The following is an 18,487-nucleotide window of genomic DNA, read 5'->3' as shown; positions in this document are numbered from 1 at the left end:
GGTCAACCAGCCGCCCACAGTTACCCGGCACCACCCGTCGGAGCGCCCCGCCGGAGTCGATTCAGACTCCGGCGCGTTTCTGTGCCTCCGCCACGAGAGTCACCGCCTCCGCCAGCTCCCCCTCGTCTTTCAGTACGACCGCCAAGTCGTGCGCGGCGACAGTGATCTGATCCGCCGCCGCGAACATCCCCGCGTCGGGCATCTCGCGGGGCTCGCCCGAAGGATCCTCCAGACGCTGGGCACGCCGTGCCAACTCCCTGGCCAGCCCCAGTGCCTCGGCAGCGGCCGACCGCTGCAGCCTGCTCTGCGGCGCGGCCCTCAACCGGTCGGCGAAGTGATCCACGGCACGGGTCAAAGGCGTCGTATCAAGCACGCGGCGAGCGTACGCGTCGTAGCAGGACTGTTGCCAACAACCCAACCCTCAGGCACGGTGGCGTGAAGGACCGGCTTACATCCCCTTTGCGTCCGGAGGCGCCGATGTCCCAAGTCTTCTCCGAGGAGACCCATCGCAACATGCTCGCCCGCATCCCCCACTGCACCGGTCGTGAAGTCTCCGACTGGCTTCGCACCGTCGACGAAGGCCCCGCTCTCTTCCGCTTCGAGGAGAAGGTCAGCTGGCTCCGCGCCGAACACAATCTCGCGTACGGCCACGCCAAGGCGATCATTCACGAGTACGACCTGAGGAGGGCCGCGCGCAAACTGCTCTGAGCGCGCACCACCGAGATGACAGGCATCCGACGACAGAACGACGAAGGGCCCGCGAACCAGTGGTTCGCGGGCCCTTCGGTCACGTACTGACGACCCGTACTGGGTACGCACTTACCGGTCGTGACCGGCCTGTTCCGTCGTCTTGGTCGTCACCGCTGAAGCTGCGACTCAGTCGTCGCCGCTGAAGATGGCGACCAGACGCAGCATCTCGACGTAGATCCACACGAGGGTCAGCGTCAGGCCGAACGCGGCCAGCCACGCCTCCTTCTTGGGAGCGCCGTACGCGATGCCGTCCTCGATCTGCTTGAAGTCGAGGGTCAGGAAGAACGCGCCGATGAGGATCGCCAGGATGCCGACGATCGCGCCGAGCGGGCCCATGCTGCGCAGTCCGCCGTCCTCGGCGACGCCGAAGGCGACCAGCAGCAGGTTGACCGCCATGACCACGATGAAGGCGATGGCGATGGCCATGCCGATGCGCGCGTACCGCGCGGTCACGCGGATCCAGCCCGCCTTGTAGACGAGCAGGGTCGCGCCGGCGACCGCCATGGTGCCCAGGACCGCCTGGAAGGGCGCGCCCGACCACTGGCTGTTGTACATCTCGCTGATGACCCCGAGGAAGACGCCCTCGAAGGCGGCGTAACCGAGGATCAGCGCGGGCGCGGCGGTGCGCTTGAAGGACTGCACCATGGCCAGCACGAAGGCGACCAGGGCGGAGCCGATGGCCAGGCCGTAGCTGGTGGTCGACACCGGCAGCAGCGCCCAGGCCAGGATGGCGCCGACGGCGACGGTGCCGAGCGTCATGGCCGAGCGCATGACGACGTCGTCCATCGTCATACGGCCGGTGGTGGTGACCGGGGCCTGCGGCGGAGCGCCGTGCTGCAGGTCCTGCTGGGCGTACGGGTTCTGCGCGTAGGGGTTGCCGCCCTGCTGGGCGTACGGGTTGCCCTGGGCGTACGGGTTGCCCTGGGTGCCGACAGCGGGTCCCCCGGCCTGCGGCGCCGCGTTGAAGCCCGCGTAGCCGTTGTCGCGGCTGAACCCCCGTCGCGAGAAGACCGGGTTACTGCTCCTCATTTCACTCCTCCATGGCCACCCTGCGTGGCCTTGGCTCAAGAGTAATAGGTAGGCAAAGGATTGACCCTAGTGCTTGGGGAGGATCTTTCCCTTGTGGTGCCACGGTACGCGTGTGTCTCATGCCCTGCGCGCACTGGTACGAAGCCGTGACACCAGCTCTTCGTGCCCTCTCAAGCCACCGCCACCCCCTCTTATTCCGGCTTGTTCCGGTTACTCCAGGGGAAAACCCGTGTAGCCCTCCGCGAGGTCGGTCTCGGCCGCCCGGGTGCTCGCGACCCGCTCCAGGCGGGCCAGCTGGATGCGGTCCTCGAAGGGGGTCGCGTCGGGGTCGCGGTGCAGCAGGGTCGTCATGTCGTACGAGAACCGCTCGGCCTGCCAGACACGGCGCAGGCAGGTCTCGGAGTAGGCGTCGAGCAGCTCGCTCGAACCGGTCTCCTTCTCGTACGCCAGTGCCCGCGCGAAGGTGACGACGTCGCCGACGGCGAGGTTGAGCCCCTTCGCGCCGGTCGGCGGCACGATGTGCGCGGCGTCCCCGGCGAGGAAGACCCGCCCGTGCCGCATGGGCTCGTGGACGTAACTCCGCATCGGGGTGACGGACTTGGAGGTGATGGGCCCCCGCTGGAGCCGCCAGTCGTCGTCCGTCGCGAAGCGCCGCTCCAGCTCGTCCCAGATCTCCTCGTCGCTCCACGTCTGGGCGTCCGTGCCCTGCGGCACCTGGAGGTAGAGCCGGGAGACGGCGGGCGAGCGCATGCTGAGCAGAGCGAAGCCGCGGTCGTGGCGGGCGTAGACCAGCTCGTCGTGCGAGGGCGGGACATCGGCGAGGATGCCGAGCCAGCCGAAGGGGTACGTCCGTTCGAAGACACGGGAGAGCTCCGCCGGCACGGCCTTTCGGGCTACGCCCCAGAATCCGTCGCACCCGACGACGTAGTCGCACTCGAGCACGTCCTCGCGTCCCTCGTAGGTGAACCGGACCCGTGGCCGCGTGCTCTCGGCGTCCTCCACGGCGAGCGCCTCGGCCCCGAAGAGCAGCGGACCGCCCTCCTTGAGGTGCAGGGCTATGAGGTCCTTGCACACCTCGGTCTGCGCGTACACCATCACGGAACGCCCGCCGGTGAGCGCGGGAAAGTCGACGCGGTGCCGCTTGCCCGCGAACCGCAGCTCGATCCCGTCGTGCCGCAGCCCCTCCCGGTCCATCCGCTCCGCGGCCCCGGCGGCCCGCAGCACATCCACGGTCCCCTGCTCCAGGATCCCGGCCCGCTGCCGCTGCTCCACATACGCCCGGTCCCGGCTCTCCAGCACCACGGTCTCGATCCCCGCGTTGTGCAGCAACCGCGCCAGCAGCAACCCGGCCGGCCCGGCCCCGATGATCCCGACGGTGGTACGCATCGACACGCCCCTTCGCGTTCGCCTGTTCGCCCAGTGAAATTTCCTTCACCATTTCCTGAAGGGAGTTTCCGACCGCACGCGCTTGCTGTCAACGGTCGGCGGCGAAGTGTTCCCCGAAGGCCGCGGCCGAGGTGAGAGGTCGGAGGTGCCCGGAACCGGACTTGAACCGGTACGCCCGCGAGGGGCAGCGAGGTTTAAGCTCGCCGTGTCTGCATTCCACCATCCGGGCAGGCCATGGGCTCCGCATCGAGGTTCCGAGCCTATCGGGGCGCATCCCCCGAACAGCGGACGGGCGGCCTGATGTTGTCTTATTTTATTGACGTCTGAGGGTGCATCAGCCCTCGGTACGGGCCATCCGCACTTGCCAATAGCCTTTCGGACGCCCCGGGACGCCGTATGCGGAATGACGGAATTTCACCGTCCGAACGCACCGTCCGAACGCGCGGCCTCCACGAGGTCGCCCCTGCGGGTGCCGTGGCCGTACCCGGAGACCGCTCAGGGGAGCCCCGTCATCCCCAGGTATGACACAACCGCTCCCGGTCCGACCGCAGTCTGCCCCCGGAACCAGAACAGCGGCTGACTACATGTCGCGGATCGCATCCGACGATGGAACACGTCCCCAGAAACGTCGTCGTCCTGACAGGAGCACCCTCCCGTGACCACCACTCCCCTCGCCGGCCGAACCACCGCTGTGGCAGCCCGTGCCACGGAACTGTCGAAGGTCTACGGACAGGGCGAGACCCAGGTGGTCGCCCTCGACCGGGTCACCGTCGACTTCCGTCAGGCCGAGTTCACCGCGATCATGGGCCCCTCCGGGTCCGGCAAGTCCACGCTGATGCACTGCGTGGCGGGCCTGGACAGCTTCAGCAGCGGCTCCGCACGCATCGGGGAGACCGAGCTCGGCTCACTCAAGGACAAGCAGCTCACCAAGCTCCGCCGGGACAAGATCGGCTTCATCTTCCAGGCGTTCAACCTGCTGCCGACCCTGACGGCCCTGGAGAACATCACGCTCCCCATGGACATCGCGGGCCGCAAGGCGGACAAGGAGTGGCTGGACACGGTCATCAAGATGATCGGCCTCGCCGACCGTCTCGGCCACCGCCCCTCCCAGCTCTCCGGCGGCCAGCAGCAGCGCGTCGCCGTGGCCCGCGCCCTCGCCTCCCGCCCGGACATCATCTTCGGCGACGAGCCGACCGGAAACCTCGACTCCCGCTCCGGCGCGGAGGTGCTGGGCTTCCTTCGCAACTCCGTACGGGAGTTGGGGCAGACCGTGGTGATGGTGACCCACGACCCGGTGGCGGCGGCCTACGCGGACCGTGTCGTCTTCCTCGCGGACGGGCGGATCGTCGACGAGGTCTACGAGCCGACCGCGGACTCCGTCCTGGACCGCATGAAGCAGTTCGACGGCAAGGGCCGCACGAGCTGACCCACCGGTCCCGGTCCCAGCCCCCGTCCCGCAACGGCCGACCGGGGCCCGATCGCCCGCGCCCACCCGCCGACGCAACCCTCCTGGACTGAGAAACCCATGTTCCGTACCGCCTTGCGCAACGTACTCGCGCACAAGGCCAGGCTCCTGATGACCGTGCTCGCCGTGATGCTCGGCGTGGCGTTCGTGTCGGGCACCCTGGTCTTCACCAACACCATCTCGGACGCCTACCAGAAGAGCTCCGCCAAGGGCTTCGACCAGGTCGACGTCGCCATCCAGCCGGAGAGCCGGGCGGACGAGGGCGACACCGTCGGCAAGACGGCGAAGCTCACGCAGCCGCTGCTCGACAAGGCCGCCGAGGTCCCGGGCGCGGCCTCCGCCATCGGCGTCGTGAACGGCTTCACCGCCATCGCCGACAAGGACGGCAAGCTGATCGGCGGCGGCTTCCAGTCGCAGGGCGGGAACTACGGGGGGGCCAAGGACCCCCGGTATCCGCTGACGAGCGGTCACGCGCCCAAGGGGACGGGCGAGGTGGCGATCGACTCGGAGACCGCGAAGCGTGCGGGCTACAAGGTCGGCGACACCGTACGGCTGTCCGTCGACGGGCCCGTCCTCACGCCCACCGTCACCGGCATCTTCACCACGGACGACGGAAACGTCGCCGCGGGCGGCAGCCTCGCGCTGTTCGACACGGCGACCGCGCAGAAGCTCTTCCACTCGGTCGGCTCGTACGACGAGATCGACGTCAAGGCGGCGCCCGGCACCAGCCAGACCGCGCTGCGCAACGCCCTGGACGACGTCGTACCGAAGGACGTCGCCTCCACCACCACCGGTCAGCGGCTCGCCGACGACCAGGCCGAGCAGATCTCCTCCGCGATGAGCGGTATGAAGACGGGCCTGCTGGTCTTCGCCGGCATCGCGCTCTTCGTCGGCACGTTCATCATCGCCAACACCTTCACCATGCTGGTCGCCCAGCGCACCAAGGAGCTGGCCCTGCTGCGCGCCGTCGGCGCCTCCCGCAAGCAGGTCACCCGGTCCGTCCTCATCGAGGCGTTCGTCGTCGGCGCGGTCGCCGCCGTCGCGGGTCTGGCCGCGGGCATCGGCATCGGGGCCGGGATGCGCTCCCTGATGGGCACGCTCGGCGCCACCGTGCCGGACGGGCCGCTGGTCATCTCGCCGGGTACGGTCGCGACGGCCCTGCTCGTCGGCATCCTCATCACCATGCTGGCCGCCTGGCTGCCGGGCCGCCGCGCCGCGAAGATCCCGCCGGTCGCCGCGATGAGCAGCGTGCACGCGAAGGCGACGACGAAGTCCCTGGTCCTGCGGAACACGATCGGTGCCCTGTTCGCCGCCGCGGGCGTCGCCGTGGTCCTCTACGCGACGACCATGGACGGCTCGGACGGCCAGGCCCCGATGGGCTTCGGCGCGGTCCTGCTGATCATCGGCGTCTTCGTCCTCACCCCGCTGCTGTCCCGCCCGCTGATCGCGGCGGCGGCCCCGGTGCTCCGCGTCTTCGGGGTCTCCGGCAAGCTGGCCCGCCAGAACTCGGTCCGCAACCCGCGCCGTACGGCCGCCACCGCCTCCGCCCTGATGATCGGCCTCACCCTGATCACCGGTATGACGGTGATGGCGGGCAGCCTGCAGAAGTCGATCGACAAGATGGCCAGCTCCGCGCTCAAGGCGGACTACGTCGTCTCCATGGCGAACGGCAACTCCCTCTCGCCGGACGTCGAGAAGAAGCTCGCCGGGGTCGACGGGGTCACGGACATCAGCTCCCTGCGCGACGCACCCTCACGCATCGACCAGCAGACGGAGTTCCTGACCGGCGTCAACGGCGCGGCGATCGCCAAGCTCACCGACCTCACGATCAGCGACGGCTCCTTCAAGGTCGGCGGCGGGCGGATCGTCGTCGACCAGGACACCGCCAAGTCGCACGGCTGGAAGGCCGGTTCGGACTTCACGGTGTCGTACGAGGACGGGAAGAAGGGGCAGCTGTCCGTCGCCGGTGTCTACGAGGGCAACGAGATGATCCACGGCATCATCGTGGACAACGCGGCGCTGTCGCCCCACCAGACCGACACCGCCTCCGACATGCAGGTCATGCTGAAGACGTCCAACGGCACGTCGGACGCGGCCAAGGACAAGCTGGAGAAGGCCCTCGGCGACAACCCGGCCATCAAGGTCCAGGACAAGCGGGACATCTCCGACGGCATCGCGCAGATGTTCACGCTGATGCTGAACATGCTCTACGGCCTGCTCGCGATGGCGGTCATCGTCGCCGTCCTCGGCGTCATCAACACCCTCGCCATGTCGGTCTTCGAGCGCTCGCAGGAGATCGGGATGCTGCGCGCGATCGGCCTCGACCGCAAGGGCATCAAGCGCATGGTCCGCCTGGAGTCCCTGGTCATCTCGCTCTTCGGCGGTGTCCTCGGCATCGGCCTGGGTGTCTTCTTCGGCTGGGCGGCCGGTGAGCTGCTGGGCAGCAAGATGGCGACGTACGAACTGGTCCTGCCCTGGGCCCGGATGGGGATCTTCCTCCTCCTGGCTGCGACGGTCGGCGTCCTGGCGGCGCTGTGGCCGGCCCGGCGGGCGGCTCGCCTGAACATGCTGACGGCGATCAAGTCGGAGTAGCGCTGCACGGCGGTACGCGAGAAAGGGGCCCCGTTCCGGACGGAACGGGGCCCCTTTCTCGCACGGACGACTCTCCCGCGTAGGTCACGCCCCCCAGGTACGCGCCCGCAGCGGCATCCCGGAGGCACCGGACGCCTCCGGTGTCCTGACCGCCAGTACCTGGTTGACGCCGATGCGGTTGCGCTCGAAGGCGACCGCGCTGGCCGCCATGTACAGCCGCCAGACGCGGGCCCGCGCGGGGCTGGTGAGCTTGACGGCCCGCGCCCACTGGGCCTCCAGGTTGGCGACCCAGCGGCGCAGGGTGAGCGCGTAGTGCTCGCGGATGGACTCGACGTCGCGCACCTCGAACCCGGCACGCTCCAGCTGTGTCACGGTCGTGCCGATGGGCGCGAGCTCGCCGTCCGGGAAGACGTACGCGTCGATGAACTCGTCCACGGAGTACGCCGATTCATCGCGCCGCGGCGGCCGCGCGATCTGATGGTTGAGCAACCGCCCGCCGGGCTTGAGGAGTTGGTACAACACCTCGGCGTACTCCAAGTAGCGCTCGGCGCCGACGTGTTCGGCCATCCCGATGGAGGAGATGGCGTCGTAGGGCCCGTCGGCGACGTCCCGGTAGTCCTGCACGCGGATCTCGACCTTGTCGGTCAGCCCCTCGTCGGCGACCCGCTTGCGGGCGTACGCCGCCTGCTCCTGCGACAGGGTCACCCCGACGACGCTCACGCCGTGCTCGCGGGCCGCGTGGATGGCCATCGAACCCCAGCCGCAGCCGACGTCGAGCAGCCGCTGACCGGGCTTCAGGTCGAGCTTGCGGGCGATGAGTTCGAGCTTGTCGCGCTGGGCCTCCTCGAGTGTGCCGCCGTCCTCCCAGTAGGCGCACGAGTAGACCATGGACGGCCCGAGGACGATCTCGTAGAAGTCGTTCCCCACGTCGTAGTGGTGGCTGATGGCCCGCTTGTCGCTGCGCTTGGTGTGCAGGTGGCGGCGTCTTCGGACCTCCTCGCGGGGCGGGGAGGGCGGCAGCGGGGGCCCGGCCATCTTCACCAGCCCCCGTACGGCGGCGCGCACCTCGGGGTCGCGCAGCGCCTCCCCGACTCCCCTGGCGTCCTCGCCCCGGTCCCACACCAGGCCGGACATCAGGTCCAGGGCGGTGTACAAGTCGCCCTCCACCCCGAGGTCTCCGGCAACCCAGGCCCGGGCGAGCCCCAACTCGCCGGGCTTCCACAGCAGCCTGCGCAGGGCCCGTCGGTTGCGTACGACGAGGGCGGGGGCGCCGGGGGGGCCTGCTTCCGAGCCGTCCCAGGCGCGGATGCGCACCGGGAGCGGGATCCCCAGCAACTGTTCGAAAAGGCTGTTCAGCCGCAGCGCGGCGTCCTGCATGGCGTACACCTCCGAGACGACACTCCCGAACGCTCCAACACCACGTAAACACCAACGGGCCTGCTGCGCAGTCCCCCTTCCGCGTTACAGCTGAGCAAAATAGTTGTAGCGGCCACGCGTTTTCGCCCCCGCCGCCCCCTGAAGGGGCGCGGGGAACTGCGCGACAAGCCCCCACCGGGCTGCAGCAAAAGAACCACCCCGGGGGACGCCGAAGGGGCCGCCCGCACCACGGATGGCGGGCGGCCCCTTCGGGGCGTTCAGTGACCGGAGGTCAGGAGGCCTTGGCCTTCTCCTCGGTCTTGGCGGCGGGCGCAGCCGCGGCGGGCGCAGGCGCCGGCGCCGGCTTGGCGGCCTCGTAGAACTCCTCGCGAGGAGACTCGATGGCACCGAGCGAGACGACCTCACGCTTGAGGAACATCGCGAGCGTCCAGTCCGCGAAGACTCGGATCTTCCGGTTCCAGGTCGGCATGGCCAGCCCGTGGTAGCCACGGTGCATGTACCACGCCAGGCGGCCCTTGAGCTTGATCTTCATCTTGCCCATGACGATCATCGCGACGCCCTTGTGGAGGCCGAGACCGGCCACCGCACCCTTGTTGGAGTGCGAGTACTCCTTCTGCGGGAAGCCCCGCATACCGGAGACCACGTTGTCGCCGAGGACCTTCGCCTGACGCAGCGCGTGCTGCGCGTTCGGCGGGCACCAGGCGTTCTCGACACCGGCCTTGCGGGCGGCGACGTCCGGCACCTGGGCGTTGTCGCCGGCGGCCCAGATGTAGTCCGTGCCCTGCACCTGGAGGGTGGTCTGGGTGTCCACGTGACCGCGCGGGCCGAGCGGCAGACCGAAGCGGGAGAGAACGGGGTTCGGCTTGACGCCGGCCGTCCACACGATGGTGTTGGAGTCGACCTCGAGACCGTTCTTGAGGACCACGTGGCCGTCGACGCAGGAGTCCATGGACGTCGAGAGGTAGATCTCGACCCCGCGGCTCTCCAGGTGCTCCTTGCCGTACTGGCCGAGCTTCGGGCCGACCTCGGGAAGGATCTTGTCCGCGGCGTCGACGAGGATGAAGCGCATGTCCTCGCGGGACACGCTGGTGTAGTACTTCGACGCGTCGCGGGCCATGTCCTCGACCTCGCCGATGGTCTCCGCACCCGCGAAGCCACCGCCGACGAAGACGAACGTGAGCGCCTTGCGCCGGACGTCCTCGTCGGTCGTGGAGTCGGCCTTGTCGAGCTGCTCAAGTACGTGGTTGCGCAGGCCGATAGACTCCTCGATGCCCTTCATACCGATGCCCTGCTCGGCGAGGCCGGGGATCGGGAAGGTGCGGGAGACCGCGCCCATCGCGATGACGAGGTAGTCGAAAGGCAGCTCGTACGCCTCACCCACGAGGGGGGCGACCGTGGCGACCTTGCGGTCCTGATCGATGGTGGTGACCCGGCCGGTGAGGACCTCCGCCTTGGGGAGCACGCGTCGCAGCGGGACGACGACATGCCGCGGGGAGATGCTGCCGGCGGCGGCTTCGGGGAGGAAGGGCTGGTAGGTCATGTACGACCGGGGGTCGACGACCGTGACGGTCGCCTCTCCATAGCGCATCTTCTTGAGAATGCGCCGAGCTGCGTACAGGCCTACGTACCCACCGCCTACTACGAGGATCCTGGGACGCTCCGTGGTGCTCATGCCATCGAGTATCCACCCGGTCCTGGGGGGTCGCTCGTGCGCCCCTTCACAAGCTTGGGCAGGGGCTCTGCTACACTGCGCGACCCACGTGACCCAGGTCATGGCGACAGCGGGGAACCACCGTGCAGTGCGGACCGTTGTCAACACCGCGTGAGCTGCCGCTCCGGCCTTTCGAACCGACCGGACCAGGTCCCCGTTTCACCCTCCGGCGACACCCTCGAAACACTGCCGTGAGCACGTTCCCAGGCCGCCCGAGCCCTCCACGGTGACCCCGGAGGCCCAATCCTCGCCCAGCAGGGCCTTTTTCCTTGTGAAGAACTTCACGAAGTTTCCCGACGGCTCGTCGCCGAGGGGCATTTCAGTGCCCCTCGGGCGCGCTCATACGCTATCCGACCCGCTCAGCCGAGGCTACCGACAAGTAGCCAAAGGAGACCCAGGCCACGGCCGGGCCATGGCCCACGCCACAGTTCAGAAGCCCTGGGCGATGGACCAGGCGATCCCGTCGAGGATGTCGTGCTCGCTGACGACGACCTCATGGGCGTCGTTCCGCTCCATGATCGCGAGGAGGACGAGGGCGCCCGCGCCGATCACGTCGACGCGCCCCGGGTGCATCACCGGATGCGCGGCGCGCTGTTCATGAGTGGCCTTCAGAAGGGCGTCGGTGATGCCCTTGACCCGCTCGTACGTGATCCGGGAGTGGTGGATCTTCGTGGAGTCGTATGCGTCGAGCCCCAGCGCGATCGCCGCGACCGTGGTGACGGAGCCGGCGAGGCCCACCAGCGTGTGTGCCTCGCGCAGCGGGACCGTCTCCTCGGCGAGGTCGAGCGCGGCCTCGATGTCGGCGCGCATCGCCGCTATCTGCTCCTCGGTGGGCGGGTCGGTGACGACCCCGTCCCGTACGAGGTGCCGCTCGGTCATCCGTACGCAGCCGACGTCGACGGAGCGCGCCGCGCGCACGTGGTCGTCGCCGACGACGAACTCGGTCGACCCGCCGCCGATGTCCACGACGAGGAAGGGCTTGGCCAGGTCGTGCCGGCCCGTCAGCTCCTTGGTCGCGCCGGTGAAGGAGAACTCCGCCTCCTGGTCCCCGGTGATGACCTCCGGCTCGACCCCGAGGATGTCCAGCACCCCGCGTACGAACTCGTCCCGGTTCTCGGCGTCCCGGGAGGCCGAGGTCGCCACGAAACGCAGCCGCTCCGCGCCGTGCTCCTTGATGATCGCCGCGTACTCCCGGCAGGCGGCGAACGTCCGCTCCAGCGCCTCCGGCGCGAGCCGTCCGGTCCGGTCTACGCCCTGGCCGAGCCGCACGATCGTCATCCTGCGGTCCAGCTCGACGAGTTCGTCCGTCCGCGGGTTCGCGTCGGCGACGAGCAGCCTGATGGAGTTGGTGCCGCAGTCGATGGCAGCGACCCTGGTCATGGTGTCCGGTCTCCTGTCGTGATGGTTCTCGCCCCCTCCGCCCCTACCCGTTCCCGTACCCGGGGGGCTTTGCCCCCCCAGCCCCCGGGCTGCTCTTTTGGTGCGGGTCGGTGCGGGCTTGTCGCGCAGTTCCCCGCGCTCCTGAGAGAGGCGCCGGGGGGCGAAGAAAGCCCTGCCTCAAGTGAGGCGGAGGGTCAGGTCCCGTCCACGGGGACCACGCACGCCCCCTTGCGCCACCACTCCGGCAGCATCGCGATGGCCTCGTCCCCGAGGGGGTTCACTCCGGGCCCCGCGGCCAGGGAGTGGGCCACCAGGACATGGAGGCACTTCACCCGGTCCGGCATGCCGCCCGCGCTCGGGAAGCCCTCCAGGACCTCGATGGTGTCGCGGCGCGCGATGTAGTCCTCGTGGGCGGCGCGGTACGCGGCGGCCAGCTCGGGATCGGTCGCCAGCCGGTCCGTCATCTCCTTCATGACACCGTTGGCCTCGAGCGTGCCGATCGCGGACGCGGCCCGCGGACACGTCAGGTAGTACGTCGTCGGGAACGGCGTCCCGTCGGGAAGACGCGGCGCCGTCTCGACGACGTCCGGCTGCCCGCAAGGGCACCGGTGCGCGATCGCGCGCAATCCGCGGGGCGGCCGGCCCAGCTGCTGCTTGAAGGCCTCGACGTCCGCGTCGGTCGGCTCGGTGCGCGGGGTGGGCGGCGGTGGCGTTTCCATGCCGTGAGTCACTTGTCTTTCTGGTCAGTTCACTGGTCGGCGGCGTCGGACTTGTCCACGCCGTCCCAGACATTGGCGTACCAGGGACGGGCGGCCGACCCCTTGTCGGCGCGGGCCTGCTTCGACGCGTCCGGGTCGATCACGACGTAGCCGGTCTCGCCCGGCATCACATAGTGCAGCCGCTGCCGGATCTGCTGCTCGGCGTACGCGTCGTCCTGCCAGCGCGCCTTGAGATCGCGCAGCTGCTCGACCCGCTCGCGGGCCTGCTCCCGCTGGCGCTCCACATCGGCGATCTCGGCCCGCTGGGACACGTACTGCCTTATCGGATACGCGAGGGCCACGATCAGGGAGCACAGGACGAGAGCCAGGAGCGCGGCCCGGCCCGTCAGCCGCGAGCGGCGGGCCTGCCGCTTGGTCTGGGAACGGTAGACACGGGCCGCCGTCTGCTCGCCGAGCAGCCGCAGCCTGGTCGCGGTGGAGAACCGGTCCCGGTCCTTCACGGCCATGAGTCCCGCCTCCCCAGTGCAAGCCCGTCACGTGCGTACGTCCCCGCACACGGTACGGGACCGAATACGGGGACGTACGTACGACTGGCTAAGGCTTGGCCCTGTGCGGGTCAGCCCTTGCCGCTCCGACGGTGCGCGGAGCGGACGTGCGGGAACACTCAGCCCTTGAAGCGCGGGAAGGCCGAGCGGCCGGCGTACACCGCGGCGTCGTCGAGGATCTCCTCGATGCGCAGCAGCTGGTTGTACTTGGCGACGCGGTCCGAGCGGGCCGGGGCGCCGGTCTTGATCTGGCCGCAGTTCACCGCGACGGCGAGGTCGGCGATGGTGACGTCCTCGGTCTCGCCGGAGCGGTGCGACATCATGCACTTGAAGCCGTTGCGCTGGGCCAGCTCGACGGCGTCCAGGGTCTCGGTCAGCGAGCCGATCTGGTTGACCTTGACGAGCAGGGCGTTGGCGGAGCCCTCCTCGATGCCGCGGGCCAGGCGCTCCGGGTTGGTGACGAAGAGGTCGTCGCCGACGATCTGGACCTTGTCGCCCAGCTTGTCGGTGATGACCTTCCAGCCGGCCCAGTCGTCCTCGTACAGCGGGTCCTCGATGGAGACCAGCGGGTACGCGGAGACGAGCTCCTCGTAGTACTCGGTCATCTCGGCGGCCGAGCGGGACTTGCCCTCGAACTCGTACTTGCCGTCCTTGTAGAACTCGGACGCGGCGACGTCGAGGGCGAGCGCGATCTGCTCGCCGGGGATGTAACCGGCCTGCTTGATGGCCTCGACGATGAGGTCGAGCGCGGCGCGGTTGGACTCCAGGTTCGGGGCGAAGCCGCCCTCGTCGCCGAGGCCGGTGGACAGGCCCTTGGTCTTCAGCACCTTCTTGAGGGTGTGGTAGACCTCGGCGCCCCAGCGCAGGGCCTCGGAGAAGGACTCCGCGCCGATCGGGGCGATCATGAACTCCTGGATGTCCACGTTCGAGTCGGCGTGCGAGCCGCCGTTCAGGATGTTCATCATCGGAACGGGCAGCAGGTGCGCGTTCGGACCGCCGAGGTAGCGGAAGAGGGGGAGGTCGCTGGCCTCGGAGGCGGCGTGCGCGACGGCGAGCGAGACGCCGAGGATGGCGTTGGCGCCGAGCGAGCCCTTGTTGTCGGTGGCGTCCAGGTCGAACATCGCCTGGTCGATCAGGCGCTGCTCGGTGGCGTCGTAACCGACGAGCTCCGGGCCGATCTGCTCGATGACGGCGAGGACGGCCTTCTCGACACCCTTGCCCTGGTAGCGGTTGGGGTCACCGTCGCGGAGCTCGATGGCCTCGAAGGCGCCGGTGGAGGCGCCGGACGGGACGGCGGCACGACCCGTGCTGCCGTCGTCGAGGCCGACCTCGACCTCGACCGTGGGGTTGCCTCGGGAGTCCAGGATTTCCCGGGCTACGACGACGTCGATGGACGGCACGAGCATCTCCTTCTGGGATGTGACGCGGGTACGCGGGGCCGCGGGGCCCGTAGTGCACGGAGCCGCGGTCGGCTCCGCGAGATGAGCCTAACCGCCTCGGAGGGATCGGCCAGCCGGTCGACCACCCCTTGGGCAGAACCGAGAGTAAATTGTTTCCGAACGGAACAAAAACCTGCCCCGTACACGAAACCCCCGCGCGCGAGAGCCGCATATGAAAGCGCACGAGAGCCACGCACAAAAAGCCCCGCTCCGGCGCGTGCGGGGGAACACGCACCGGAGCGGGGAGCCCGTGGGGACGGGGGACCCTCACGAGGTCTCCAGTATGGAGGCCTCCTCGATGAGGGAGCTCTTACTCCGCCGGGCAATCCGCCGAATGCCCGGCTGAGCTGTCAGCCGCGCACTCAGCCGAGGTGAAGCTGCTGACCCGGGTAGATGAAGTCGGCGTCGTCGATGATGTCCTTGTTCAGCTTGAACAGCTGCTGCCAGCCACCCTTGACGTGCTTCTTCTCGGCGATCGAGCTGAGGGTGTCACCCTTGACGACCTTGTACTCGCCGTCACCCTTCTTGACCTTCTTGCCGGTCGGGGTGGTGACGGTCTTGGCGGCCGGGCGCTCGGCCGAACGCGAGGCGGGCTGCTCCGTCGTCCGGGTGGTGGTGCTCGGGGTCGTGCTCTGCGAGCTGCTGGAGGTCCCACCGGTGTACGCGGCGCCCGACAGGCCCGTGCCGCAGGTCGGCCAGGCACCCTTGCCCTGCGCGGCGAGGACCTTCTCGCCGATGGCGATCTGCTCGGACTTGGACGCCTGGTCGGCGGTGGCGGCGTAGGCGGTACCGCCGTACGCGGCCCAGGTGGAGGGCGAGAACTGCAGGCCGCCGTAGTAGCCGTTGCCGGTGTTGATGGACCAGTTGCCGCCGGACTCGCACTGGGCGACGACGTCCCACTCGGAGGCGGTGGCGGCGGAGGCGTTGCCGGCCGCCATCAGCGGGGCGGCGATGGCGACACCGGTGACGCCGGCGAGCGTTGCGAGACGGGTAGTCCGATTGAGGACGGCCGGGCGGCGGTGCTTGCCCTTGCTGGAAAACAGCATGGAGAGATCCCCTCACCGACGCCTGCGAGGTGAGCTGTCGGGTTCGGGCGGGTGAGTGCCCGGTCGTACGCCACTGGCGCACGGCTTCACCCCAAGCCACTCCCGGTCAACTACCGGGCGCGGCGCTTACCTTGGGTCCCCCGCTCCTGCCTACGGCGCTGACGCGTCGACTGTTCCCGTACGGCCGTTGGCAGGATTCGGCGTTGCGACCGTCGGGGCCCGCTGTGGCGAGCGGTCATGACCGTAGACATGCAATCGGCGGAATTTCAAAGACGATCAGGGCTTCTGAGACTCATATCTCACTCGCGCCAAACCGGACATTCCACGGCGAACCGGGACGCGAACTCCCGCTACTTTTCGCCCGATTCAGCACCAACTGCAAGCGTCTGACCGGGAAGGATGAGGTCGGGATCGGTGCCGACCGCTTCCTTGTTCTCTGCGTACAGCTCGGCCCATCCACCCTTGAGGTCAAGGGAGTCGGCGATGGCCCAGAGACTGTCCCCGGCGCGCACGACATAGGAGCCGTCGGCGGCGTCACGGGAGGCGCCGGAGCCGCGCGAGGCGTGCCGCCCGGAAGCGCCGTCCGTACGACCGTCGGTCGCGCCCTCCGTCCCGTCCTCGTCGGCGCTGTCGCCACGGTGGCGCCCGGCGCCGGACGACGCACTGTCGGACGCGGCCGAAGAGTCGTCGTTCTGGCCGGACTTGTCCGACTCGTCACTCTTGGGCTTTTCTGTATCCGAGCTGTCGGAATCCTGTGAGGTGTCGGACTTCGTCGAGTTCTCGGTCGCATCCGAGGAGGCGTCGGACGAGGAGTCGGAGCCGGACGAGTCGGATGAACCAGACTCAGCAGACGAACCGGACGAGTCAGATGAATCGGAAGAACTCGATGAGTCGCCCGCCACACCCGTGTCGACCTCGACCGAGCCCGAGCTCTTGCTGAGCCCGGAGAGCGGTCCGCAGGTGGGCCAGGCGGCGAGGCCCTGGCCGTCGAGGACCTTCTCGGCAATGGCTATCTGCTGCGAGCGGCTGGCCTGGTCGGCGCTCGGGGCGTACTCGAGGCCGCCGTACGACTCCCAGTTCTCCTGGGTCAACTGCAGCCCGCCGTAGTACCCGTTGCCGTCGTTCGCGCTCCAGGCGCCGCCGCTCTCGCACTCCGCGACCCGGTCCCAGGTGGTGCCGTCGGCCGCGCTCGCGCTGGTGGCGCCGAGCAACGGGATCGCGATGGCCGATCCGGTCACTCCTGCGGCGACGATGAGGGCCGGGGCCTGACGGGGGCGACGATGACGGCCGTTCCCGGAGAGCATGCGGAAGCCTTTCGCGTGACAGCAGGTGACGACAGCCGCTACCGCGACTGCAGCGACGGATGGGCCGCGTTGATGGGTGAACGTATCCGCACTCGAACGCTTGTCACAAGTCGATACAGCGTAGATCACGTGAAGATCACAGAGTTGATGAAGTGTCACTTTTTCGCTGCTGAGAGGCTGTCCCCTGCGTGTCCGCTCATTACGGACGGGACAAGTCAAGCGGAGGCGTGAACTCCACGGGAAGTGTGCGCAATCCACGCATAATGAGCCCGCCGCGCCAGCGCAAATCAGCCGAATCTCCCGCGAGTTGGAGATCGGGAAGACGGGTGAGCAGGGTGGCCAGCGCGGTCTGGCCCTCCAGTCGGGCGAGCGGCGCGCCGAGACAGTAGTGGATGCCGTGGCCGTACCCGAGGTGTTGGTTGTCACGCCGCGAGAGGTCGAGCGTGTCCGGATGCTGGAACCGCTCGGGGTCACGGTCCGCTGCCGCCAGTACGACGAGGACGGGGTCGCCGGGCGCGATGTCCTGCCCGCCGATCCGGACCGCCTCGGTCGCGAACCGCCACGTGGCCAGTTCGACGGGGCCGTCGTAGCGCAGGAGCTCCTCGACGCCGGTTTCGAGGAGTCCGGTCTCCTTGGCGGCAAGGGAGGCCTGCAGTCGCCGGCGCTGCTCGGGGTGGGTGAGGAGGGCGTAGGTGCCGTTCCCGATGAGATTGACGGTCGTCTCGAAGCCGGCGAACAGCAGGATGAAGGCCATGGCGGCGGCCTCGTTCTCGGTGAGGTGCTCGCCGTGGTCGGAGGCGCGGATGAGCCCGGAGATGAGGTCCTCACCGGGGGCGGGCCGGTCGGGCAGGAGCCGGCGCTTGCGGTGGATCAGCTCGGCGAGATACCCCCGCATCTTCTTGACGGACCGCGCCACACCGCCCCTCGGCCCTCCCCCGTGCCGGATCATCATCCCGGCCCAGTCCCGGAAGTCGTCCTGGTCCTCACGGGGGACGCCGAGCAGGTCGCAGATGGCGTAGATGGGGAGCGGGAAGGCGAACTCGTGGATGAGATCGGCGGAGCCCTTGTCGGCGAACTGGTCGATCAGGTGGTCCGTGAGCTCCTGCACTCGCGGCGCGAACTCGGCTACGCGCCGGGGCGTGAACGCCTTGCTGACCAGCCGCCGCAGCCGGGTGTGGTCCGGCGGGTCGATGTTCAGCAGATGCGTCATCAACTCGGCCTTGCGCTCACCGGGGATACCGGTCTTCCCCTTCGCATGCGCGGGCTCGTCGTGATGGGCGGGGTTCTTGGACAGCCGCGCGTCCGCGAGCGCCTGCTTGGCATCCACGTACCGGGTGACCAGCCAGGCCTCCACCCCACTGGGCAACCGGGTCCTGTGCACAGGGGCGTGCTCCCTGAGCCAGGCGTACGCCGGGTAGGGGTTGGTGGCGAACTCCCAGGTGAAGAGTTCGGGGGCGGTGCTGGGGGGCTGGGGCTGGTCGGTCACTCCCTGACGGTATCGGCACGGGCTCGGCGGCAGCCCGACCGTCGCACCTGGGCCGGCGAGGCCGGAGCCTGCCGGCGGCCCGGGCCGGCAGCCCTGCGGTGCCCGGACCAGAGCCGCCAACTCCCCGTCCATCCAAACGCGTTGATCCCCGACGGGCTGGACCAACGGTACTCATCCCCGCCCTCCACGAAACCCCACCCACTTTGAGTCCGGCTGTCCGCAAATCACCTGCTGTTTGACTACGCGGCTCGACAACTC

15 protein-coding genes, 1 tRNA gene and 1 riboswitch are annotated in these 18,487 nt (G+C 69.0%); of the genes, 3 read left to right on the top strand and 13 right to left on the bottom strand.

All coding sequences use genetic code 11. From position 1 onward, the window contains the following. Positions 1-61 precede the first annotated feature (61 nt). Positions 62-373: a hypothetical protein gene (locus ACZ4RZ_RS26250; protein WP_467748084.1), complete on the bottom strand. Its 312-nt coding sequence runs from the start codon at positions 371-373 to the stop codon at positions 62-64. 104 nt (positions 374-477) lie between these two features. On the opposite strand from ACZ4RZ_RS26250, the gene ACZ4RZ_RS26245 reads away from it, so the two are divergent. Then, on the top strand, positions 478-708 hold the full coding sequence (locus tag ACZ4RZ_RS26245) for a DUF4287 domain-containing protein (RefSeq protein WP_033323288.1): 231 nt from the start codon (positions 478-480) through the stop codon (positions 706-708). Between the two features lie 168 nt (positions 709-876). On the opposite strand, the gene ACZ4RZ_RS26240 is transcribed toward ACZ4RZ_RS26245, so the two are convergent. The 3 genes from ACZ4RZ_RS26240 to ACZ4RZ_RS26230 all read right to left on the bottom strand — a co-directional run bounded on the left by ACZ4RZ_RS26240 (position 877) and on the right by ACZ4RZ_RS26230 (position 3,394). Further along, on the bottom strand, positions 877-1,779 hold the full coding sequence (locus ACZ4RZ_RS26240; protein ID WP_467748082.1) for a Bax inhibitor-1/YccA family protein: 903 nt from the start codon (positions 1,777-1,779) through the stop codon (positions 877-879). Between the two features lie 210 nt (positions 1,780-1,989). Continuing rightward, positions 1,990-3,165 (bottom strand): 4-hydroxybenzoate 3-monooxygenase, encoded by a 1,176-nt coding sequence (locus ACZ4RZ_RS26235; protein WP_467748080.1) that lies wholly within the window; start codon positions 3,163-3,165, stop codon positions 1,990-1,992. A gap of 146 nt (positions 3,166-3,311) precedes the next feature. Beyond that, positions 3,312-3,394, bottom strand: a tRNA-Leu gene (locus ACZ4RZ_RS26230). Between the two features lie 426 nt (positions 3,395-3,820). Between ACZ4RZ_RS26230 and ACZ4RZ_RS26225 the strand changes: the two genes are divergently transcribed. Together ACZ4RZ_RS26225 and ACZ4RZ_RS26220 are read left to right on the top strand one after the other, a co-directional pair. Beyond that, positions 3,821-4,591: an ABC transporter ATP-binding protein gene (locus ACZ4RZ_RS26225; RefSeq protein WP_467748078.1), complete on the top strand. Its 771-nt coding sequence runs from the start codon at positions 3,821-3,823 to the stop codon at positions 4,589-4,591. A 99-nt stretch (positions 4,592-4,690) separates the two neighbouring features. Further along, a complete protein-coding gene (locus ACZ4RZ_RS26220) occupies positions 4,691-7,222 on the top strand; it encodes an ABC transporter permease (RefSeq protein ID WP_467748077.1) in 2,532 nt (843 codons plus the stop codon). Positions 7,223-7,306: 84 nt separating this feature from the next. Here ACZ4RZ_RS26220 and ACZ4RZ_RS26215 read toward each other — a convergent pair whose 3' ends face one another. The 9 genes from ACZ4RZ_RS26215 to ACZ4RZ_RS26175 form a co-directional block, all read right to left on the bottom strand. After that, a complete protein-coding gene (locus ACZ4RZ_RS26215; protein WP_467748075.1) occupies positions 7,307-8,599 on the bottom strand; it encodes a class I SAM-dependent methyltransferase in 1,293 nt (430 codons plus the stop codon). Between the two features lie 271 nt (positions 8,600-8,870). Next, positions 8,871-10,271 (bottom strand): NAD(P)/FAD-dependent oxidoreductase, encoded by a 1,401-nt coding sequence (locus ACZ4RZ_RS26210; protein ID WP_467748073.1) that lies wholly within the window; start codon positions 10,269-10,271, stop codon positions 8,871-8,873. Between the two features lie 468 nt (positions 10,272-10,739). After that, positions 10,740-11,690, bottom strand: coding sequence for a Ppx/GppA phosphatase family protein (locus ACZ4RZ_RS26205; RefSeq protein ID WP_467748071.1), 951 nt, complete (start codon positions 11,688-11,690; stop codon positions 10,740-10,742). Between the two features lie 194 nt (positions 11,691-11,884). Then, a complete protein-coding gene (locus tag ACZ4RZ_RS26200; protein WP_467748069.1) occupies positions 11,885-12,409 on the bottom strand; it encodes a DUF501 domain-containing protein in 525 nt (174 codons plus the stop codon). A 29-nt stretch (positions 12,410-12,438) separates the two neighbouring features. After that, positions 12,439-12,915 carry an FtsB family cell division protein gene (locus ACZ4RZ_RS26195; protein WP_467748067.1) on the bottom strand — a complete coding sequence of 159 codons (477 nt, stop codon included), beginning with the start codon at positions 12,913-12,915 and terminating at the stop codon, positions 12,439-12,441. 158 nt (positions 12,916-13,073) lie between these two features. Continuing rightward, on the bottom strand, positions 13,074-14,360 hold the full coding sequence (gene eno, locus ACZ4RZ_RS26190) for a phosphopyruvate hydratase (protein ID WP_362016006.1): 1,287 nt from the start codon (positions 14,358-14,360) through the stop codon (positions 13,074-13,076). 395 nt (positions 14,361-14,755) lie between these two features. Beyond that, entirely contained in the window at positions 14,756-15,439 is a 684-nt protein-coding gene (locus ACZ4RZ_RS26185; protein ID WP_467748065.1) for a transglycosylase family protein, read from the bottom strand. A gap of 4 nt (positions 15,440-15,443) precedes the next feature. Then, positions 15,444-15,607, bottom strand: a riboswitch (cyclic di-AMP (ydaO/yuaA leader). Between the two features lie 182 nt (positions 15,608-15,789). Further along, on the bottom strand, positions 15,790-16,743 hold the full coding sequence (locus tag ACZ4RZ_RS26180) for a LysM peptidoglycan-binding domain-containing protein (RefSeq protein WP_467748064.1): 954 nt from the start codon (positions 16,741-16,743) through the stop codon (positions 15,790-15,792). A 199-nt stretch (positions 16,744-16,942) separates the two neighbouring features. Next, positions 16,943-18,229, bottom strand: coding sequence for a cytochrome P450 family protein (locus ACZ4RZ_RS26175; protein ID WP_467748062.1), 1,287 nt, complete (start codon positions 18,227-18,229; stop codon positions 16,943-16,945). Between the last annotated feature and the right edge of the window lie 258 nt (positions 18,230-18,487).

The organism is Streptomyces sp. NPDC027189, assembly GCF_055566975.1.
The sequence above is the reverse complement of the archived record's forward strand: the minus strand, read 5'-3'. Positions and strand labels throughout refer to the sequence as shown.